The organism is Shewanella scandinavica, from assembly GCF_031932065.1.
GTDB lineage: Bacteria > Pseudomonadota > Gammaproteobacteria > Enterobacterales > Shewanellaceae > Shewanella > Shewanella baltica.
Map to the genome: position 1 here is coordinate 17,994 of NZ_JAUOES010000035.1, position 19,476 is coordinate 37,469.

General features: G+C 47.4%; 13 protein-coding genes and 1 rRNA gene. 3 read left to right on the plus strand and 11 right to left on the minus strand.

Annotated features, from left to right (window positions below; all coding sequences use genetic code 11):
* Positions 1–67: 67 nt before the first annotated feature.
* From Q4Q50_RS20505 to Q4Q50_RS20550, 10 genes are all read right to left on the minus strand, one after another.
* Positions 68–1,210: a site-2 protease family protein gene (locus Q4Q50_RS20505; protein ID WP_226059147.1), complete on the minus strand. Its 1,143-nt coding sequence runs from the start codon at positions 1,208–1,210 to the stop codon at positions 68–70.
* A gap of 224 nt (positions 1,211–1,434) precedes the next feature.
* Entirely contained in the window at positions 1,435–1,812 is a 378-nt protein-coding gene (locus Q4Q50_RS20510) for a DUF4144 family protein (RefSeq protein WP_006083004.1), read from the minus strand.
* 229 nt (positions 1,813–2,041) lie between these two features.
* The gene (locus Q4Q50_RS20515) at positions 2,042–3,730 is read right to left on the minus strand and encodes a flagellar assembly protein A (RefSeq protein WP_071939901.1); all 1,689 of its coding nucleotides are present in this window, start codon (positions 3,728–3,730) and stop codon (positions 2,042–2,044) included.
* A gap of 479 nt (positions 3,731–4,209) precedes the next feature.
* Complete coding sequence (locus Q4Q50_RS20520) at positions 4,210–5,253, minus strand: methyltransferase (RefSeq protein ID WP_259484404.1); 1,044 nt, start codon at positions 5,251–5,253, stop codon at positions 4,210–4,212.
* A gap of 183 nt (positions 5,254–5,436) precedes the next feature.
* Entirely contained in the window at positions 5,437–6,756 is a 1,320-nt protein-coding gene (locus tag Q4Q50_RS20525; protein ID WP_259484405.1) for an alkaline phosphatase, read from the minus strand.
* A 74-nt stretch (positions 6,757–6,830) separates the two neighbouring features.
* Positions 6,831–7,784: a glutathione synthase gene (gshB, locus tag Q4Q50_RS20530; RefSeq protein ID WP_259484406.1), complete on the minus strand. Its 954-nt coding sequence runs from the start codon at positions 7,782–7,784 to the stop codon at positions 6,831–6,833.
* A gap of 91 nt (positions 7,785–7,875) precedes the next feature.
* Positions 7,876–8,607: a 16S rRNA (uracil(1498)-N(3))-methyltransferase gene (gene rsmE / locus Q4Q50_RS20535; RefSeq protein WP_006082999.1), complete on the minus strand. Its 732-nt coding sequence runs from the start codon at positions 8,605–8,607 to the stop codon at positions 7,876–7,878.
* Positions 8,608–8,615: 8 nt separating this feature from the next.
* The gene (endA, locus tag Q4Q50_RS20540; protein ID WP_371830305.1) at positions 8,616–9,392 is read right to left on the minus strand and encodes an endonuclease EndA; all 777 of its coding nucleotides are present in this window, start codon (positions 9,390–9,392) and stop codon (positions 8,616–8,618) included.
* A 173-nt stretch (positions 9,393–9,565) separates the two neighbouring features.
* A complete protein-coding gene (locus tag Q4Q50_RS20545) occupies positions 9,566–10,225 on the minus strand; it encodes a SprT family zinc-dependent metalloprotease (RefSeq protein WP_259563333.1) in 660 nt (219 codons plus the stop codon).
* Between the two features lie 259 nt (positions 10,226–10,484).
* The gene (locus tag Q4Q50_RS20550) at positions 10,485–11,654 is read right to left on the minus strand and encodes a PA0049 C-terminal domain-containing protein (protein ID WP_311900892.1); all 1,170 of its coding nucleotides are present in this window, start codon (positions 11,652–11,654) and stop codon (positions 10,485–10,487) included.
* Positions 11,655–11,987: 333 nt separating this feature from the next.
* On the opposite strand from Q4Q50_RS20550, the gene blaOXA reads away from it, so the two are divergent.
* Positions 11,988–12,875 (plus strand): OXA-548 family class D beta-lactamase, encoded by an 888-nt coding sequence (gene blaOXA, locus Q4Q50_RS20555; RefSeq protein WP_311900893.1) that lies wholly within the window; start codon positions 11,988–11,990, stop codon positions 12,873–12,875.
* Here the strand turns inward: blaOXA and Q4Q50_RS20560 are convergent.
* The gene (locus Q4Q50_RS20560; RefSeq protein WP_006082994.1) at positions 12,872–13,783 is read right to left on the minus strand and encodes a LysR family transcriptional regulator; all 912 of its coding nucleotides are present in this window, start codon (positions 13,781–13,783) and stop codon (positions 12,872–12,874) included. The genes blaOXA and Q4Q50_RS20560 overlap by 4 nt on opposite strands.
* Positions 13,784–13,904: 121 nt before the next feature.
* Here Q4Q50_RS20560 and Q4Q50_RS20565 point away from each other — a divergent pair, with 121 nt between their 5' ends.
* Positions 13,905–18,458, plus strand: coding sequence for an ATP-binding protein (locus tag Q4Q50_RS20565; RefSeq protein WP_311900894.1), 4,554 nt, complete (start codon positions 13,905–13,907; stop codon positions 18,456–18,458).
* Between the two features lie 923 nt (positions 18,459–19,381).
* Positions 19,382–19,476 (plus strand): 16S ribosomal RNA (locus Q4Q50_RS20570); the annotation flags it as partial.

A 19,476-nucleotide genomic window follows, 5' to 3' on the forward strand; every position in this document is an offset into this window, starting at 1 on the left:
TTTTCGTTTTTATATAACTCAGGATGAGTGCTAGTGCCTTTGCGCTGCGTTTAGCCGTTAAGCTGAATTAGCTGCGCAATATTTGCAGCGGCAGACTGAGCATATCATCGCCGGTTCCGGCTAAGTGCCAGATGATGCCGACTAAAGCGCCAACTGTGAGCAAGTACCAAATCACCGAGAAGATTTGTCCGTATCTGTCTAACGGCAGCAGGTGGCTTTGATGGCGAGTGCGCCACTCGAAGATGATTTCTAAGCTGCCGATCAACAACAAGAATCCTAATAAGGCTAAGCCTAAGGTGTAGCTGATATACACACCGAAAGCGGCACCGGCGGCGCAGGCGACCAAGCCCATAATGCTGTTCATCGAAAAGCTGATGCTCTTTAAAATATGGCCGCCATCGAGTGGTAAAATTGGCAATAAATTAAATAGGTTAAGCAGCGCATTAAAGGCGGCTAGGCCTGCAAAAAACACATTGCCCGTTACGTGGTAAGCAATCAATGACGCGATGGACATCAGGAGTCCAAAGGTTGGCCCCATGATGGAAATCACCACATCTTGCCAACGCGTATTAATTTTTTCATCGGAGAGCGCGAGCCCACCCATAAAGGGAATAAGGTAAATTCCTTTGGTTTTCATCCCAAAATATTTCATCGCGCGGATATGGCCGTATTCGTGGAATACCAAGCAGGCGATGAGCGCGAGGGCGAATTGGAAGGAGAATAGCCAAGAATAAGCCGCAACGCTGGCGCCCGCTAATACCACTTTTATGACTTTGGCGCTTTTTAACAGTTTAAAACCAAGGGAGGCGAGTCCAACCATGCTCAGTTTTTGCTGCTTAACGATGGGCGTTTCAGGAGTTTGGCGTTCGATATCTTTTTCGGTGCGTCGGCCTTGGTCGATAATTTTGTCATCCTGCAGCAAGCAGTAATCGAGGCGGAAAGGCTGCCAAACGAGATCGGTTTCGAGGCGAACTTGAATTTTATTTTCTGTCATGGCGATGGCTTGCTCGCCACTTTCGGTCGCCAATGGACTGCTGTGGTGGGTGAGCTCAAAGACATGAACCTTGAGGCCGCCATTGTCGACGGAAGCTTCTTTTTGTGAGACTAAGGTGTTGTCCCAGAAGAGTTGTTGCCAGCCCGCGAGTGAGCCTTCTAAGCGCAGTTGTTTGCCTAAGCAGTCAATCTTAAGTAGTTCCAATTTCGGTTCCATCTGTTTGTATATTTAGTGCCAACTTAAACGTCATCCCTTGAGTCGACGCAGAAAATGGTCATTTTGAAGTGTATTTTAGCCGCGCTTTGCCAGTTGACTCGGCGCTGCTATACAGCGGCAAATTATGCCTGTGAATTCACTATGAGGATATTAGCTTTTAAGGTCATAGTGTTTTTTATTGAGCAACTGAGTTATTGGCAGATGGTATCTCTGCTGCTTGCCGTTTATTCATCGAGGGTGCGTACAATTTCAATCCCTTGGGAAATCGTTGTGAAAGCCAGCTTAGCGACGCAGCATTGCCCCAGTGCTTGGGCATGGTTTTGAACCCACTTGATAAATTCATTGAGCGGCAAATCTTGTTTTTGGCGCAGTAATTGCGGCAGTTCGCCGACGGGATCCTCATGGATTTTCTGCGGACAGGCACTGATTAGATAACGCTGGCCTTTTGAGTCGAGTAATTGATCGGTATCGATAAAATGATGCTGATAGAGACAGGCGAGTTCGAGCCAATCCCTTTGGTGTTCTAGGTAAAGTAATTCGTCACTTTGAGTCAGTTTTACAATGGCTGGCCATTCAATACTCGACATCTTAACGCTAGTCATTTCAGATCCTTAGGAAGTTTAAAATGGGCTCTGAGACAGTCTCTGAGAACAATCGGCGGCAGTAGACAAGGATTAGGATTATACAAGAAGATACTTGGCATGCTGCTGCGTGAGTTTATCTGACAGCAGTATGCCACGCTGAGGGAAGATTGATAGAGGCCAGAACAAGTTCACTGAGTCTGGCTGAATGAGAAAGGCGTGACGGCTGAGTCATCACTCCTAGCCAAGATTATGCGGTCGGTGCGGCTTTGGCTTTGGCGTTATAGTCAAAGTTAATCTCTTGACTGACATTGGCAATGCAGCAAGTGCCGTGTTCACGGGCGGTGCGATGATTCGCTGGACCTATATGTAACTCAACGTTAAGGAATACGTGTTTAAGCACTTCGATACGGTATTTCTCGTAATAGCCTTCGACCTCTTGTTTGAAGGTATCGAACTCGAGTTCTTCGCGGCTGCGTTCATCCATAATGCGATTCTTTTCATCGAGCATCATCTTGATTTGCTCGATCATCGCCGCGTCGCCTTGCCATTCTGATTTAGGCGGTAGCTTATTGAGGCGAGCCTCGATATCTAAACTGGCGACGACCATAGCTTTAACGCTTTCATCGAGCAGCTTGAGATCTTGTTTGAGTTCGGCATGTTCCATCGCGCAATAAACGTCGGTTTTGGTTCCCGCCGTTGCCCCTATGACAACCGCCGTGATGCCTTTCTCAGCACGTGCGACACCGCCCACCAGATCGCCACGACGACCACTCGGATCGCTGACCGTTAAACTGCCGGCGGTTTTGGTATGGCTGTGCAGCAACTGTTTAGTGACTAAGATATTGCCCTTGGCTACCAAATTGGAATATTGCACAAACTGGGCGCTGATCTGCCCTTGAGAATGGATATTGGTAGAGTATTCATTGGCTTTGATTTGTCTGCCAATGATGCCTTTACTTACTGTGACATCACCCTCCGCCTCTAGGGTAGCGGAGTCCACAAAGCCCATCACGGTAATATCGCCCGAGCTTTTAACTACCATGCCCTCGTGGACATCGCCGGTGATTAAAATACTGCCCTTAAAGCTGATATGACCTGTGCCGATGTCGACATCTTTAAGCTGCAAAATATCATCAACATTCATACCTGTACGGGTTTCGACGGGTTGCCCTGGTACTGTGGCGATGAGTTTATTGGGATCTTTGGGATGAAAATCTGTACCTGTACCTGCTTGAAGCACGGCATCTTTACCCGGTTTTTGTTTAAGCACTTCGCCCTTAATATTGTAACCCGGCGTGCCTTCGGTGGCGGGGTGCTTAACCATCAAGAGATCATTGGCTTTGACGACGATAAGCGAGCCGAGATTGCGCATATCGACACTGCCATCTTCCCGCTCTTGTGGCTGGAGTAAGCGTTCGCGTGCGAGGAACACTTTGCGTTCTAATACCGCATTGAGTCCATTGACTGGCGCTTTACCTTGGGCGATGTCACTTTGGCAGACTTCGCCCGCCTTGAGCGTACCGAGTTGTTTCAGTAGCGCTTGAATTTTGAGTTTGCTTAACCCCATGCAGACGTTGTTCTTTTTGAGATGGGTAAGGATCTCTGGCAAATCTATCTGTTTACCGCCCCATGCTGCGGTCAGTTTGAGGCTGGCTTGCATTTTATCTGGGCTAATTTCGATTGCGATGGTGCCATCGCGGCGTTCAGCTAAAGTGGCGTAGAGCTCAAATTTTCCGTCGTCTTGACTGCACAGAGAGTTGATTTTAGCGACGGTTTTAGTAATGGCAGGCTCTAGCGGAAACAGGGATGCGAATTCAGGTAAAGACAACAGGCGCATTATATCTTCATGGGTGACTGGGCCATGGACATTAGGGATCAGGCGCAATTCAGCTTTTGTCTTATCGCTGTTTAGCTCAATGAGTTCAGGGTCCAGCATAGGGGCATTCCTAGTAATTGCGTTTTATTATTGTTTAAGAAGCTGATTTGAGTATAACAGTAGAAACTTAGGGTAAAGAAGCCTTTTTGGCTGCAAAAACAGCAAATGTTGGCATTTTGTTGTTAATGGTCTATAGGGTGGTTTTTAAATAGTTTTTTATAAGAAATTGAATGGGATAAGCAGTGTTATCTCTGGTTTATTCGTACTCATAGCAGTGTAAGCCGCAACTTAATGCTAACTTTCGATTTAGCCATTATTTTGATGTTTTAAATCAAATCCCTATGCTAGGAACGGCAGTTTGATGTAAATGAAAGCCTGTTTACCGGAATCGCTGACATGCGGCAGATCACAATATTGAGTTTAGTAACGCGAGGAAAGATAAGCTTTATCTGAAAAATGGGATAGTGATACGAGTGAGTATGAGGCGTAGTCAATAACGCGCCTATAGCTGAAGCCTAAGCGCGTTCTCGATAGCGGTTTTACTTGTGCTGGAAGTAATACAGCTTGTACTTGTTGTTATCGGCAACCACTTTTAATTGGCCAAATTCGGCGGCAATGATATCGGAATAGGGCAAGTGGCGGTTGGCGACAATTTGCCAAATGCCGTTATGTTGTAATTGCTTGGCACTATCAGTGACAAAGTTCTGCGCTATGCTGGTGGTGCTTGCAAGGCCATCGTGGAACGGCGGATTGGAGATAATGCCGTTAAATTTCCCTGTGGTTTGCGCGAGTCCATCGGAAGGATAGACTTTGGCCGTCATGCCATTGGCGGCTAAGGTGAGTTCGCAGGAAGCCAAGGCCATCGCATTAATATCGACACACTCTAAGGATAAGCTCGGCTGGGCTTTGAGCAGGGCCGCGGCAATCACGCCGGCGCCGCAACCAAAATCGAGCACTCGGCCCGAGAGTGTCGGCAGGTGCGACAGTAATAATTCAGTGCCCAGATCTAAGCGTTTTTCGCTAAACACCCCAACTAAGTTACAGATACTGATCTCGCCCTGCGGCGTAGTCAGTTGATACTGACTGACCCAGTCACTGAGCTTCATCGCCGGCGCGCTGCCTTCTAAACTGCTGCCAAATAACAAGCAGTGGCGAGCGTTATCGAGCTTCATCCCAGTCGCGAAATACTCAGGCAACAGCTTCACTAAAGACTTAATCCCGCCTTTGTTTTCTCCCACGACTAACAGTTGGCCGTTAGGCACAAGATGATTGGCGGCGAGGTTAAACAAATAAGGTGCTAAGGGTTTGGCTTTGGGGAAATAAACAATAACCGTATCGTACTTTTCTCGTTCAAGCGGGTCTTGGTGCGGCAGGTCATGGCCGAAATAGCAACGCAGCTTTGAGTTGGCGTGTGGCGCTAAGTGCAAGTAATGGTGGTAATCCAAGGCGAGTGCATCGACCGATGCCGCAACATCGAGCAGGGCTTTTGGCAGTAGATCGGCTTCATGATTGAGCACTAACACTTTATGTTGGTTTAGGCTGTCTTGATTACGAATAATGACTTGCGATGGATTGGTTAACACAGTTACAGGCACCTATAAACTTAAGTGTGGGCATTATACCCGTTATTCACGCCTGAGCCAGTTTGCATCGAATCCCTGCGCTAAGACCTAATAAAATCCCTAATAAAAAGACCCAATAAAAAGGCAACTGCATTATGCGGTTGCCTTATGTGATTGCCTTTAATGAACGGAATCGATTAACGCTTAGCTTTTAGGTTTCTTCGGTTTTGGCAATAAGCTAAAAATCTTATTGGCGATATCGGTATTGTCTTGATGGCCGTTAAACAGCTCAGATGCCGGACCTGCGGCAAAAACTTGTACGTCAGTGCCTGTGTGACCGTCGGTTGTCCAACCTGTATCAGTACGTTTATCAATAAGATGGCGAATCGCGACCGCCATGGTTTCTAATCCCTGCATTCTGGCGACGTTTAATTTGGCGACTTCTTCTTCGCTAAGCTCAAAGCCTAAACCGCGGGCGAGATCGGCTTGCCATTGTTCACCAGTGATGGCGGCCAAGGCCAAAGTGTCTGTGCTGGCCGAGATATTACGCAGGATTTCAGGGTTCCAGTTGTAGTTACCATCGACGCCAATCGATAGACCACCGGTATTGTGGTCGGCGGTGATCACCATCAGGGTATCGGGATGTTCACGCACAAATTGCTCAACCACTTCAATGGCATTGGAGAATTCATCCATCTCACCCATGGCAGTGGCGATATCGTTATTGTGGCCCGCCCAGTCGATGAGACTCCCTTCGACTAACAGCACAAAACCTTGGTCATTTTGCGACAGTAAGCTGAGTGCCTTTTGAGTTAAGGTGCTGAGTTTTCTTGCATCTTTCTCATCAATCGCCCAAGGTAATTGTACTTCGGCAAATAGGCCCAGCACTTTTGGTTGGGTGATGCTGGCGAGATCCTCAAAACGGCTGATGTGCTGATAGCCCTTGGCTTTGAACTGCTCTAACAGCGCAGGAGGAAAATACTTTTGACCACCGCCTAAAAATACATCGGCGTTGGTTTCTAAATAGCTGAGTGCCAGAGCGTCGTAGTTTTTACGGCTTTCGTTGTGTGCCAAAAAGGCGGCTGGCGTGGCGTGGTTGATTTGCGACGTTACCGCGACCCCTGTGCTGAGGCCAAGGGATTTGGCTTTTTCGAGTATGGTCGGCAGTGGTTGCTTTTGGGTATCGACCGAAATCGCCCCATTATACGATTTAACCCCAGTGGCTAGGGCTGTCGCGGCCGCGGCTGAGTCAGTCACATAACCACTGACGCTCGCGGGATAGGTGCTCGCCATGCCCACCAGTAAACGGTCGAATACGGTTTGCTCGACTTCTTCAGTGTCAGGATTATCTTTGTAATAGCGGTAGGCGCTGGTGTAAGACGGCCCCATACCATCACCTATCATGATGACGATATTTTTCGGTCGCGATGGCGCTTTCGTTGGACCCGTTTCATCTGCCCAAACTGGCGTAGATAACAGCAAACTGATGCCGAGTAACAAGAGTGGCGCTTTGGTGAAACTCATATCACATCCCTAGAAGTGGTTCGGCGCTCGCGATTTGCTCGCGCCTTACAATCAACAAACTCGTTGGTAAATTCTTATGCTTTGGCGTTAATGCGTGCTTCGATAGCATCCATTAACATGCCCGTGATGTCGACATCAAATGCCGCTTGGATTTCACGGATACAGGTTGGGCTCGTCACATTGATCTCAGTCAGCTTGTCACCAATCACGTCCAGCCCGACAAAAATCAGTCCACGTTTTGTAAGCTCAGGGCCAATAGCGCGGGCAATCGCCCAATCGCTGTCGGATAAAGGCTGCGCCACACCGCTACCGCCAGCGGCTAAGTTACCACGGGTTTCGCCTTTCATTGGGATACGTGCCAACGCGTAAGGTACAGGCTCGCCATCGACCACTAAAATGCGTTTATCGCCTTTGGTAATTTCAGGGATAAAGGCTTGCGCCATCGCATATTGTTGGCCATAGCTGGTCAAGGTCTCGATGATCACCCCAAGGTTAGGGTCATCCTGCTTCACGCGGAAAATCGAGGTGCCGCCCATGCCATCTAAAGGCTTGAGAATGATATCGCCCTTAGCTTGGTGGAAAGCGCGGATACGTTTGGCATCACGGGTCACGATAGTTTCTGGGGTGAATTCGCTAAACCATGCGGTGAACAGCTTTTCGTTAGCATCGCGTAGGCTTTGCGGCTTGTTGACGATTAACACGCCTTGTTCTTCGGCGCGCTCAAGCATGTAAGTGGCGTAGATAAATTCAGTATCGAATGGCGGGTCTTTACGCATTAAGATCACGTCGAGTTCGCTCATTGGCGTGTCTTGAGATTCGCCTAGCTCATACCATTTGCTCGCATCATTGATAACAGTTAACGGACGCATATTGGCCATCGCCACGCCGTTGACCATGGCAAGATCTGCCATTTCCATATAAAACAGCTGATAACCTCTGTCCTGCGCGGCCATTAACATGGCAAAACTGGAGTCTTTTTTAATGTTGATCTCACTGATGGGGTCCATCACTATGCCGAGTTTTATCATTAATCTGTTCCTTATTTGTCGCCGTTTGCAGGCAAAAAAGCATTTATTGGATAATGGGGTCTGTTATGCCAGCGCAGCTTGCGGCTGCGGTTTAGCCTAAATCACCAAATCTGAGTTGCAGCGCTGTAATGGCCGTGAGCGAGGCGGTTTCAGTGCGAAGCACTCTAGGGCCAAGCAACACATCGGTAAATTGATAGGTTTCTGTCATGGCGATTTCTTCCGCCGACAAACCACCTTCTGGGCCAATTAATAGTCGCACGCGTGTGTGCGCTAAATCTAAGCCATTGATACCGTGTGCGGCACGTGGATGTAAATTGAGTTTCAGCGCCGAGGTTGGCTCACTGCACCAATCGTGTAAGTCCATCGCTGGGCGAACCACGGGGACTTGGCTGCGGCCTGATTGTTCACAGGCGCTCACAACGATTTTCTGCCATTGCTGAATTTTTTTCTCTAGGCGCTCGCCATTGAGTTTTACGCCGCAGCGATCGGAAAACAGCGGCGTAATGGTATTAACACCCAGCTCGACCGATTTTTGAATGGTGAATTCCATTCTATCACCACGGGAAATTACTTGGCCTAAGTGCAAGTTGAGTGGCGACTCAGATAAATTGGCCTCACAGGAAAGCAGTTTTACTGTGACATGCTTTTTACCCGCATCGACAATTTCAGCAAGATAATCATGGCCATCGCCATTAAACAGGCTGATATGTTCGCCGTTACCCATGCGCAGCACTTTGCCGATATGGGCTGCGCCATCTTCGTCTAAGTTCAACTGTTGATTGATGGCTAATGGCTGAGGTTGATAAATTCTTGGGACTCTCATTGTCGACCTTACTCGGCTAATTGTTGACGCAGTGGTGGCGCATTACAGGCATTCTGCACAAAGGGGTTATGGTTGCCTTGAGTTTGCGCTATGGCGTTATCGCGTTTGCACTCAATAGTATCAACTGGATAGGTTTTATCCCATGCCTTAAACAATTTTAATTGGCTCGACGCGATTTTAAGCCCATAGGTCTGCTGCATATAGAGGTAGGTTCTGGCTATCTTGCCGCGGGCGTTTACGGGCGGCTGCGCCTGACGATTCTTAAAATCGACCACCATAGCGCATTGGCCATATTGGTCGGCTTTACCGTTCCATTGGCTAAAACGGAAGTTACTGCGATCGCCGTTCACTTCACCGATGGCGGGCACTAAGTTGTGCATGTCCGCTTCCATCTTATTAAATTCGTTACTGTTATCGGCGCAGTTTTTACGCCCGCCCTTTTGCCAGCATTGGAGCTGATGGCCAAATTCCCAGGCGGGCACTATGTGTTCCCATTCGATACGGTTGGCGCGGGTTTCCTGTTTACGGACTTGATAACCGCAGCTGGCGAGATCGGGTTTCCACGATTTGTCTTTGATCTGAATATCGCAGCCACAGTAAAAACTGGTGGCGGGTAGAGTGCCTTGGCGACTTCCGGCGTAGAGCGCCTGCGACTTGGTTTTCGCTTGGCTGAAACTGCTGGGGTGTGACACTGAGGCACTTGCTGGCACAGATGAGGTCGCGGCCCAAGTGATTAGGCACAACAAAAGTCGCCGCGAATTAACGGTTAAAGAAGTTTTGTTCAAAATTTATCCCAAAATAACAAACACTACGCGAGCCTTTGGCTCGTCTTTTATGGCGTGATGGTAAGGGAAATGCCGCTGCTTATGCAAATTGCGTCGTACTTTTTACTCACGCAATTCCCAAATGCTGAAATTCGAATTGTGGAGTGGGTGTGAGGATTGTGCGCGAAGAGTGCTTAGATCGCCGTTAAATGGGTCTTACAGCGTTTACAGATGTAACGGCTTTCACCGCGTAGCACCTTGTTATGGCGGCGAATACTTAACCGAATCGGTCCACAGGCGCAGCGATACTCCACGTCGCGACCAGCAACAGAAGTGGTATTGAAGCTGTGGGTGGTACTCGGGTTAACCTTAAATACCGTTAACATCAAAGATTGCCATTCTTTACCGTGGGGCTTGGTTTTGCCAAAAAGCTGAAAACACAGTAAATGACAAATTTCGTGCGGTACAACTTCAGTTAGAAAAGCTTCGCTGTTTTCGCGTAGCAACACAGGATTGAATCGCAAACGATTCTGCTGCAGATGAGCCGTACCCGCGCTCTTTCCCCTGAGACTAAATTGTGTGACTGGGCGTGGGAAAGCGCGCTTAAGTGATATCTCCGCTTCTTGATAACAAGCTTCAATTCGCTCTAGTACTTGTATTTGCAGTGACGAGAGTGGGCGTGATGAACCGGTGAAAATATGTGCCTGAGCCAGATCTTGTACTGGCGGACTCGTTATCAGCTGCGACTTATCTTGGCTTTGGCCCAAGGCTGCGTATGTCGATTTTGTCAGTGGGGCGAGTGCTTCACTGCTGCGACGACGTAAAGCATTGAGTAAGTCTGCAGGTTTCAACATAGGGTTAGCGTTGGATCTCGTCGGTTAAAGGTAAACATTGAGTGCTTAACACTCATTTAGGTATGAAGCATCAGTTGTGAAGCCAATCCTAAGTATGGCGCTTGGCTTCTGCGTTCGAACGCTTGTTCTTGCAATCCGCTCTTATACTCAGCCTTCCAAATCAGCGATTGAAATTAGCGCTTGAAATAAGAGTCAGGCCAAGCGTTCGCATCATAGCGAACGCTATCTGACAATGCTAGTTTCAGCCAGTGTGGCTTGGTTATAAACTCGCCACCGCTTGCATCACCATAGTGCGCACTTGTTCGACTATGGCTTGCTCAGTATCGGCGTCATAGCCTTTGACCCTTGGGGTGTGAATGTGGCCGACTTTCGCATGGCTATTAAATTTTTGCTGCAACACTATGGCGCGATAGGAAATTTCATTAGAAAGATAACCGCCGCCAGAGCCTTCGACCGACGTTTCGTTTTGCAGTTCGCCTAATGATGTTGCACTAAACTCGCCGCGGGCAAGGGTCGTGACAGTGTGGTTATCGTTGACTTTCCATTGGCCATCTTTTACTTGCATGGCGGCAACCGGCAGCGAGAATTCGACAAATTGCGGGCCGATAAAATCTTTGCCATTGAGCTTAGGGGCAACCGGTGCGGTTTTAGTGCCGCCAGTGAGGACATTCTGGTTATCGGGCGCCGCGGCACTGCGATTTCGGGCAGGGAAGCGTTCAATATCAAAGTCAGTTCGGCCCATGCTAACGGTAAATACAAATTGGGTTTTAGGATCGCGGTATATCGGGCTCAGTAGCGATTCGATAAGTCCTTGGTCAAAATCTTCAAAACGCACTGGCACCATAGCGGTTTCGATTTGCGCCGTTTTGCCATTTACATCAAAGCGGAAACCATCCAAGGCGAGGGCGACTAAGCCGGAAGGATTACTCTGGGTGATATCTTTATCGAGGAAGAAGGGATCGAAACCCGTGAGGAAGATTTTGATTTGAACATCATCTGCATATTGAATATCGCTAAACCCCCGAGAGGCCTTTTCAACTGCACTCATTAATATGTCTTGTTGCCAATCGGCCATTTTAAAGTTGGCGCTGGTGCTCTTAAGACTATTAAGCATGGCAAGGCGAGCCCAATATAAAGGTCGGTCGTCAACATGACCTGACTGCACATCGCGTACTGCCTGTTGCCATAATCTGTGACCTTGGCGCGCGGCTAATTGGGTGGCATCGACTTCGTTTTTCTTGGAACTTAACTGCTGGGTCAGGCCATCATCGAGTGCTTGATAACGAGTCACGACTTCGCCCATGGTTGTTTCGGCTGTTGGAAGGCGGGAAACTTCAACATCACCCAATAGCTGCACAGCACTGGCCGTATTGAGCAAGCTACTGGCGAGGATTAGCGTTAACACTGGCTTCAATACTGGCTTCAACATTTTTGATTTCCCTGTAGTGACTAGACCTTATTGATTGGAAATGATGTTCATCTCGTCCACTGGAAGGCTCTTATGCCAAAAAGTATGCACTACAAGCTGAGGGTAATAAAGTTATGCTCAGTGATCTTCGTCATCTTATGCCAATATCTTCTATCTCAACATCTTCTATTTCAAAGGCGGCGGAGCTGGCATCAGTCCTTCTATGGCAGAACTTACTTGCCTCTTTTTTGCCACAATTGGTCAGCAGTTTGCTAGGGCATGCAAACACGCTAAGTGATAGCCTTAATCACTTTTTTAGTTCATTGGATTTTTTGTTTTCTACAAGGAGACTTTATGCGTTCGTTCGCCATATCGACTGTGTTGGTGATGTCCTCACTGTTAGCGTCGTCAATCTTTGCTGCCCCAGCTTTTGCCTCAACAGCGGCGAAGACGGAGTGGCAAGAAACCCGCAGTTGGGATGCCATTTTTACTCAGCACCAAGTTGAACCGCAACTAGCTAAGCAACAACAAGCTAAACCGCAAAAAACTAAGTCCCAACAAGCCTCGGGCGTGGTGGTGCTGTGGAACGAAAACAAGCAACAGGGATATACCAACAATCTTAAACGTGCCAATCAAGGTTTTTTACCGGCATCGACCTTTAAAATCCCCAATAGCTTGATTGCGCTCGAGTTGGGTGTGGTGAAGGATGAGCACCAAGTGTTTAAATGGGATGGTAAAAGTCGTGATATCGCCACTTGGAATCGTGATCATAACTTGATTACTGGGATGAAGTATTCGGTTGTGCCCGTCTATCAAGAGTTTGCCCGCCAAATTGGTGAGGCGCGGATGTCGAAGATGATCGCCTCCTTCGATTATGGCAATGAGGATATCTCGGGTAACTTAGATAGCTTTTGGCTCGATGGCGGTATTCGGATTTCGGCCACTGAGCAAATTGATTTCCTGCGCCGGCTTTATCACAACAAGATCCATGCCTCAGAGCGCAGTCAACGCATCGTTAAGCAAGCCATGCTCACCGAGGCGAATTCTGATTATATTATCCGCGCAAAAACCGGTTATGCGGTCAGAGCTGAGCCAAGTATTGGCTGGTGGGTGGGTTGGGTAGAACTCGATGATAATGTGTGGTTTTTTGCAATGAATATGGATATACCCGACGCCGCAGGTTTGCCATTGCGTCAAGCCATCACTAAAGAAGTGTTAAAACTGGAACACGTAATTCCTTAGCCCATGAGGGATTGCAGGCTTTCTTGGCTGCTGAAGCGTTTTACGAAGAAGTCTAAGAAGACGCTGATGTTGGTAGCCAGTTGGCGTCGACTCGAATAAACCCCGTAAACCTTAAAGGGTTCAATCGGCCATTCCTGTAAAATCGGTACTAGCTGTCCATTGGCGAGTTCGGTCTTACAGGCCGAATTGGATAACATGGCGATGCCAAAATCATCCATGGCTAACTGTTTTACCATGATAGGGCTGTTGACCCGCACTTTACGCTGGAAGTTCGCCATAGTTTTACGTGAACCTTTACCCAGTGGCCAAATCGGCGCCGAGCGAGAAGTACCCAATAAAATGCCACTGTGCAGGCTGAGTTCTTTTGGCGTTGCGGGTGTGCCTTTGAGTTTTAAGTAACCAGGGCTTGCGACTAAAATCGGTTGGCGTTCAAACAGTAATCGTGCGACTAAGTCCGACGATTGAAGTGGGCCATATTTGATGGCTATGTCATATCCTTCGCCGACCAAACCAATATCGTTGTCGGTAAACTGGACATCTAATTCAACATTGGGATATAAACGCATAAATCCGCTACAGAGGTTAGCGATAAGTTCTTGGCTAAATGACACAGGGATCGCAATCCGTAATGATCCTGACACATCATCGTGAGTATTCTCGATAACAGCCTTAGCCGCTTCCACCTCATTGCGAATGGAATCACAGTGTTGGTAAAAGAGTGCCCCGACTTGGGTAAGACTCAAGTTACGGGTGTCGCGCTGTAGCAATCGCACGCCAAGTTGTTCTTCAAGCTGCGCGATTTTGCGACTTATGGTGGATTTTGGGTGGCCGGTTTCACGTGCAGCTTGGGAGAATCCCTTAGCTCTAACTACGGCTGCAAATAGCATCATACCGTTTAAATCTGGCATGTTTTTCCCACTGTCTCATATTTGGAACATAGCGTCTTATGCAGTTTAATGGCATTTGACGGGATAACAAAGTTATATTTATTGGCTAAAAATTTTCAGAGGCTAAGCAGAGGATCTTTTGATGACCAGCAATAATCAGCCCACACACATGACTCAAGCCCAAACGCCCGATCCGCTTTTTTTACAAGCCGAGCATTTGGCAAAGGATTTTTCTCTGTTTCCTAAGCACAGTAAACAGAGTTTATCGGAAGAAATTAAAGGTCTTTTAAATGAGGATGCCATTCAGGCAAACTTGAAAGACTTGGCATCGTTAGATGTCGACGGTTACGTTACTAAAGTGATCCAGCCGACCCAAGATAAAGGTCGTCCTGGTGCAAAACGTATCATTGCCGATCTTAAAGGTCGCTTGATTACTGAAACTCACTTGGGCTCTTTTTACAGTGCTGAGGTCGAGCTGAACTTTGGTTCACGCACTCGTCGTATTGGCTTTATCGCCCAAGAACGCACTACCGCAAACGGTGCTTGGATGCCTGAGCATCATTACGCCGCCTGTAAAGCAATTCGTCATTTTGCCGAATTGTCTATGCCTATTATCTATTTAATTGATACTCCTGGAGCTGATGCTGGCGAAATCGCTAACAGCCAAAACCAAGCGCATTCAATTTCTAAAGCTATCGCAGAAAGCGCCAACGTTGACGTACCGACAGTCGGTATTGTGATCGGTGCCGGTTATTCTGGTGGTGCGATTCCATTAGCGGCGGCGAACATTCTGTTGTCGTTGCGTGACGGTATTTTCAACACGATCCAGCCACAAGGTCTGCAAAGTATTGCCCGTAAGTACAACTTATCTTGGCAAGAATGTGCGAAATCTGTGGGTGTATCACCAGAAGAGCTTTATACCTCAGGCTGTATCGACGGTATCATCGACTTTTCACCGGGTGACCGTGATGAGCGTCAGCACAATTTGCGCCGCGCTATTATTAGCAGCGTAGAAGCGGTTGAGCGTGCAGCGATGAATTTTGTGCGTGAATCTAAAGATTTACGTGAGCATTATGACCGCAGCTTAACTCGTTTCCTAAATCCATCTAAAAACTTGATGGCTTTGGAACTGAACGCCGAATTGGCTGTGGCAACGAGCCCAACCAGTCACCACAATCTGTTTGGTAGTGCTTATCGTTATTTGCGTTATTTAACGCTGCGTAGCCGTATCCATTCGATTTCTCAAGAGCAATACGGTCGTCTGTCACGTGCTAGTGTGCCAGAAGGTGATTTGTTGGCGCGTATCCAACAGGAACAAGATCGTGTGTTCCAAGCTTGGTTATCTAACCCAGATAAACTGGTTTATGACGAAGAACTGAATAAATTGTGGACTACTTTTGTCGCTAAGCGTGATGAAGTGTCTACCGAGCGTAACATGTTGACTCGTTTGATTTTGGGTGAACCAAAAGAGAACTATAAGAAAGCACGTAAGGCGCTGTTATTTAACATCAGCTGGTCTTTGTATCACCGCTGGAAGAGTAATGCGGCCAACAACTTCAAAGGGCTGATTCAGCACTTAGAAAGTTTGCCAAAGTCTGTAACTCAAGCTAAATGGCCTGAGCTGAATCAGCTGACCGTACTCGATGTGGTTGTGAATGAAGAGCTGCGTGAAGACTTTATTTGGCAATGCCATAACATTCTGATCTTCAATGCCTTGTACGACAACGTTGTTGGTAGCTTAGCGTCAATCGCGAAAGAAGCCATGATGTCGAAGAGTTTGTCGCGTAATTCAGTGAACAACTTGCTGCACAAGTCAATTGACCATGCAATGTCGACACAAGATACCTCGAACGACAAAGCTAAGTTCTACAAGTGGCTAAAATACTTCATGGGTCAATCGAACCGTGCCGATTTATTAGTCCGCGTAGAGCAGTGGAAGAGTGTGGGTTTCCCTCAACTTAACGACAGTCTATTCGTGGTACTGACTTACTTCTTCGAACGTCTACTGCCTGAGTATTTCGATAGCGAAAGCGATACCAGCAAGTACACTGGCGCGATCAACCCTGTGCGTATCGGTCGTCGTAAGGACTTCTGGAACCGCTTGACCATGGGTTATCAGGATTTATTGATCCAAAAAGTGCTGCGTGACGAAAAACGTAAAGGCAACATGACTTGGGAAAATGTGGTTAAGCAGTTCTTTACCCATTTCGAAGAGATCAATGGCGACAAGATGTCGGCTAACTTGCTCAACTTCCCGGGCTTCCGTTTATCGATTGAAGACGCGTTAGATAAAGGCATTCGCCCATGTGGTTTGATCACAGGTATTGCTGACTTTAAAGAAAAAGGTCAAAAAGTGCGTGTGGGTGTGGCTGTGTCTAACACCGCATTCCAAGCCGGTGCATTCGATATGGCCAGTGCCGAGAAATTCTCAGCGCTGTTGATCGAGTGTGCTAAGCGTAAATTACCCGTTGTGTGCTTTATCAGTTCTGGCGGGATGCAGACTAAAGAAGGTGCTGCGGCACTATTCTCTATGGCTGTGGTGAACGACCGCATCACGCGCTTTATTCGTGATAACGAATTGCCTGTACTGATGTTTGGCTTTGGTGACTGTACTGGTGGTGCGCAGGCGAGTTTTGTGACTCACCCATTAGTGCAAACTTACTACCTGTCTGGCACTAACATGCCATTCGCAGGTCAAATGGTAGTGCCAGCTTACTTGCCATCAACGGCAACCTTGTCTAACTACTTGTCAAAAGTACCTGGCGCAATGGCGGGCTTAGTCCATAACCCATTCAGCGACAATTTAGACTCTCAGTTAGCAGGTATCGATCCTCTGATGCCAATGCCTTCGGCAAAAATTAACGACGTGATCATCAATGCACTGTCGACCTTAGTGGTTGAAGCAACTGTTGAAGAAGAAGTGATCGTGCAGAACGATCCACGCCAGTTAATGAAGCCAATTAACAAAGTATTGGTTCACGCCCGTGGTTGTACTGCGGTGAAATTGATCCGTAAGGCGCATGACAATAATATCAATGTGGTATTAGTGGCGTCGGATCCTGATATGACATCAGTGCCAGCGGACATGCTCAAAGATTCTGACAAGTTAGTTTGTCTCGGTGGTAACACCTCGGATGAAAGTTACTTGAATGCTTACTCAGTGCTGAAAGTGGCCGAGTATGAGCAAGTGGATGCATTACACCCTGGTATCGGTTTCCTATCAGAAAGCCCGCAGTTTGCTGCACTGTGTGTGAATAACGGTGTTAACTTCGTCGGTCCTAGCGTGCATTCAATGACGACTATGGGTAACAAGTCGAACGCAATTAAGACATCGCAAGCGCAAAATGTACCTGTAGTGCCAGGTTCTCACGGTATTCTGACCAATGCAGAGCAAGCCGTGAACGTGGCGAGCGAAATTGGCTATCCAGTACTGCTTAAAGCGGTACAAGGTGGTGGCGGTAAAGGTATTCAGGTAGTGAAACGCCCTGAAGACATGATTGGTCTATTCCAAAAAACTGCGACTGAAGCGGCTGCAGCCTTTGGTAATGGTGACTTGTACCTAGAGAAATATGTGACATCGCTGCGTCACATCGAAGTGCAGTTACTGCGTGACAAGTTCGGCAACGCCAAAGTATTAGGTTTGCGTGACTGTTCGGTTCAACGTAACAACCAAAAAGTGGTCGAAGAGTCTGGTTCAACTATGTTGCCAGATGAGCTGAAGCGACAAGTACTGGCTTATACCCGTGCTTTAGGTGACGCGACCGATTACATGGGCGCAGGTACCGTTGAGTTCATCTATAACTTAGATGCAAACGAAGTCTACTTCATGGAGATGAACACGCGTCTGCAGGTTGAGCATCCTGTTACGGAAGCGACTTCAGGTATTGATATCGTTAGTGCGCAGTTTGATATTGCCGCTGGCCGTTCAATTGAAGCATTAGAGCCTAAAGAAATTGGTTATGCGATGGAAGTACGTGTGACGGCTGAGAAAGCGGCGCTCGATAGCCACGGCATACTGCAGCTGATCCCAAATCCGGGCAAGATCACTGAATGTGTGTTCCCTGATCATCCAGATGTGGAAATCATTTCGATTGCAGCGCCAGGTAAAGAAGTATCGCCATACTACGATAGCTTGATTGCGCAAATCATCATGCGCGGTGAAAACCGTGAGGATGTGATTGCCAAACTGTACGAATACTTAGACAGCGTAGTGCTGAAAGGCATCGCGACTAACATTCCGTTACTCAAGCTTATTCTGAAAGACGGTACCTTCAACGAAGGTGTTTACGATACTAACTATCTGCCACGTTTAATGGCTGAGCTGGATATTCCTGCGTTGATCGCTGAAATGGAAGCCGCCGCTGAAACTGTGGAAGTGGACACTGAGTCACTGCGCGTTGGTGAAAGTAACGAACTGAAAGTGTTAGCCCAAGGCGCAGGTATCTTCTATACCTCTTCTGCACCGGGTGAAGCGGACTTCGTGAAAGAAGGTGACATAGTCACAGTCGATCAAACGCTAGCATTAACAGAAGCGATGAAGATGTTCTCGCAAGTGACCTTAGCCGGCTTTAACCGTCAGAGTGCGATTCTGTACCCTGAGAATAAGAAGTATCGCATCGAGCGCATCCTGAACAGCAATGGTCAGCAAGTGTCTCAAGGTGACTTACTGTTCGTGGTCTCGCCAGTAGAAGAATAAGCTCAGCGTTTAACGCCATAGCTAAATAAGAAAATACCCGCCACTGGCGGGTATTTTTTGCTTCAAAATTATTGCCACTAAATTTCCTGTCACAAAATATAGGTCAGCGAGCATGCCACTCATAATGTGCATGACGTCTTTGATGAATCAACTTAGCTTTAATAGATAAGCTCATAACTAACAAGTGGCCAATATCAGCTTTGTGCAATACAACCTGTATTTCTGATTAAGTCGGCAAAGAGTTTCTTTAATCTGTCGTTCGCCCATTTATTAGAACAAGCTGCATCAAGAATCCACCTCTAGCCTCGAGAATCAACGGAATCTCCATGCTTTATTCGTAGTAATTGAGGCTCATCAAACCTCATTTTAAGCTGAAATTGAGTCTAAAATGAGCTGTGTGTGGATAACTTCGGGGGTAAGTGGTGGGTATGGTGTGGTTAGATTAGATAATTAGAATTAACTGCAAATTTCCTTAAAATAGGGGTTGCACAAAATCTCCTGCTCCCTATAATGCGCATCCACTGACACGGCAGACAGCGTTAAGCAGCCTGATGTGACAGTTCATCGATGAGTTTACTGATTGATGAGTGTTGAGAAAGTTTGTAAAAACTCCTTGACGCGAAACGGGAAATGCGTAGTATACGCAGCCCTAGCCAACTGGAAGCGTTCGGCGCTCAGTGTGGTACTCATCTTCTCTTACGAGGTTGAGTTGCTCTTTAACAAGATAAAACAAGAAATCTGTGTGGACACTCACAGGTGTTGAGTTAATCGAAACTGCTTAGCCTTAGGGTTGGCAGTCAAAAATTTAAATCAATGTAACAATGAGTGTTCATAGCAATATGTACAGTTTGTTTCTTTAGTTAGAAACAAAAAATCAGAATTCATTGAGCCGCTGAAGTCGTAAGGCGGAAGCAACAAAACTTTAATTGAAGAGTTTGATCATGGCTCAGATTGAACGCTGGCGGCAGGCCTAACACATGCAAGTCGAGCGGCAGCACAAGGGAGTTTACTTCTGAGG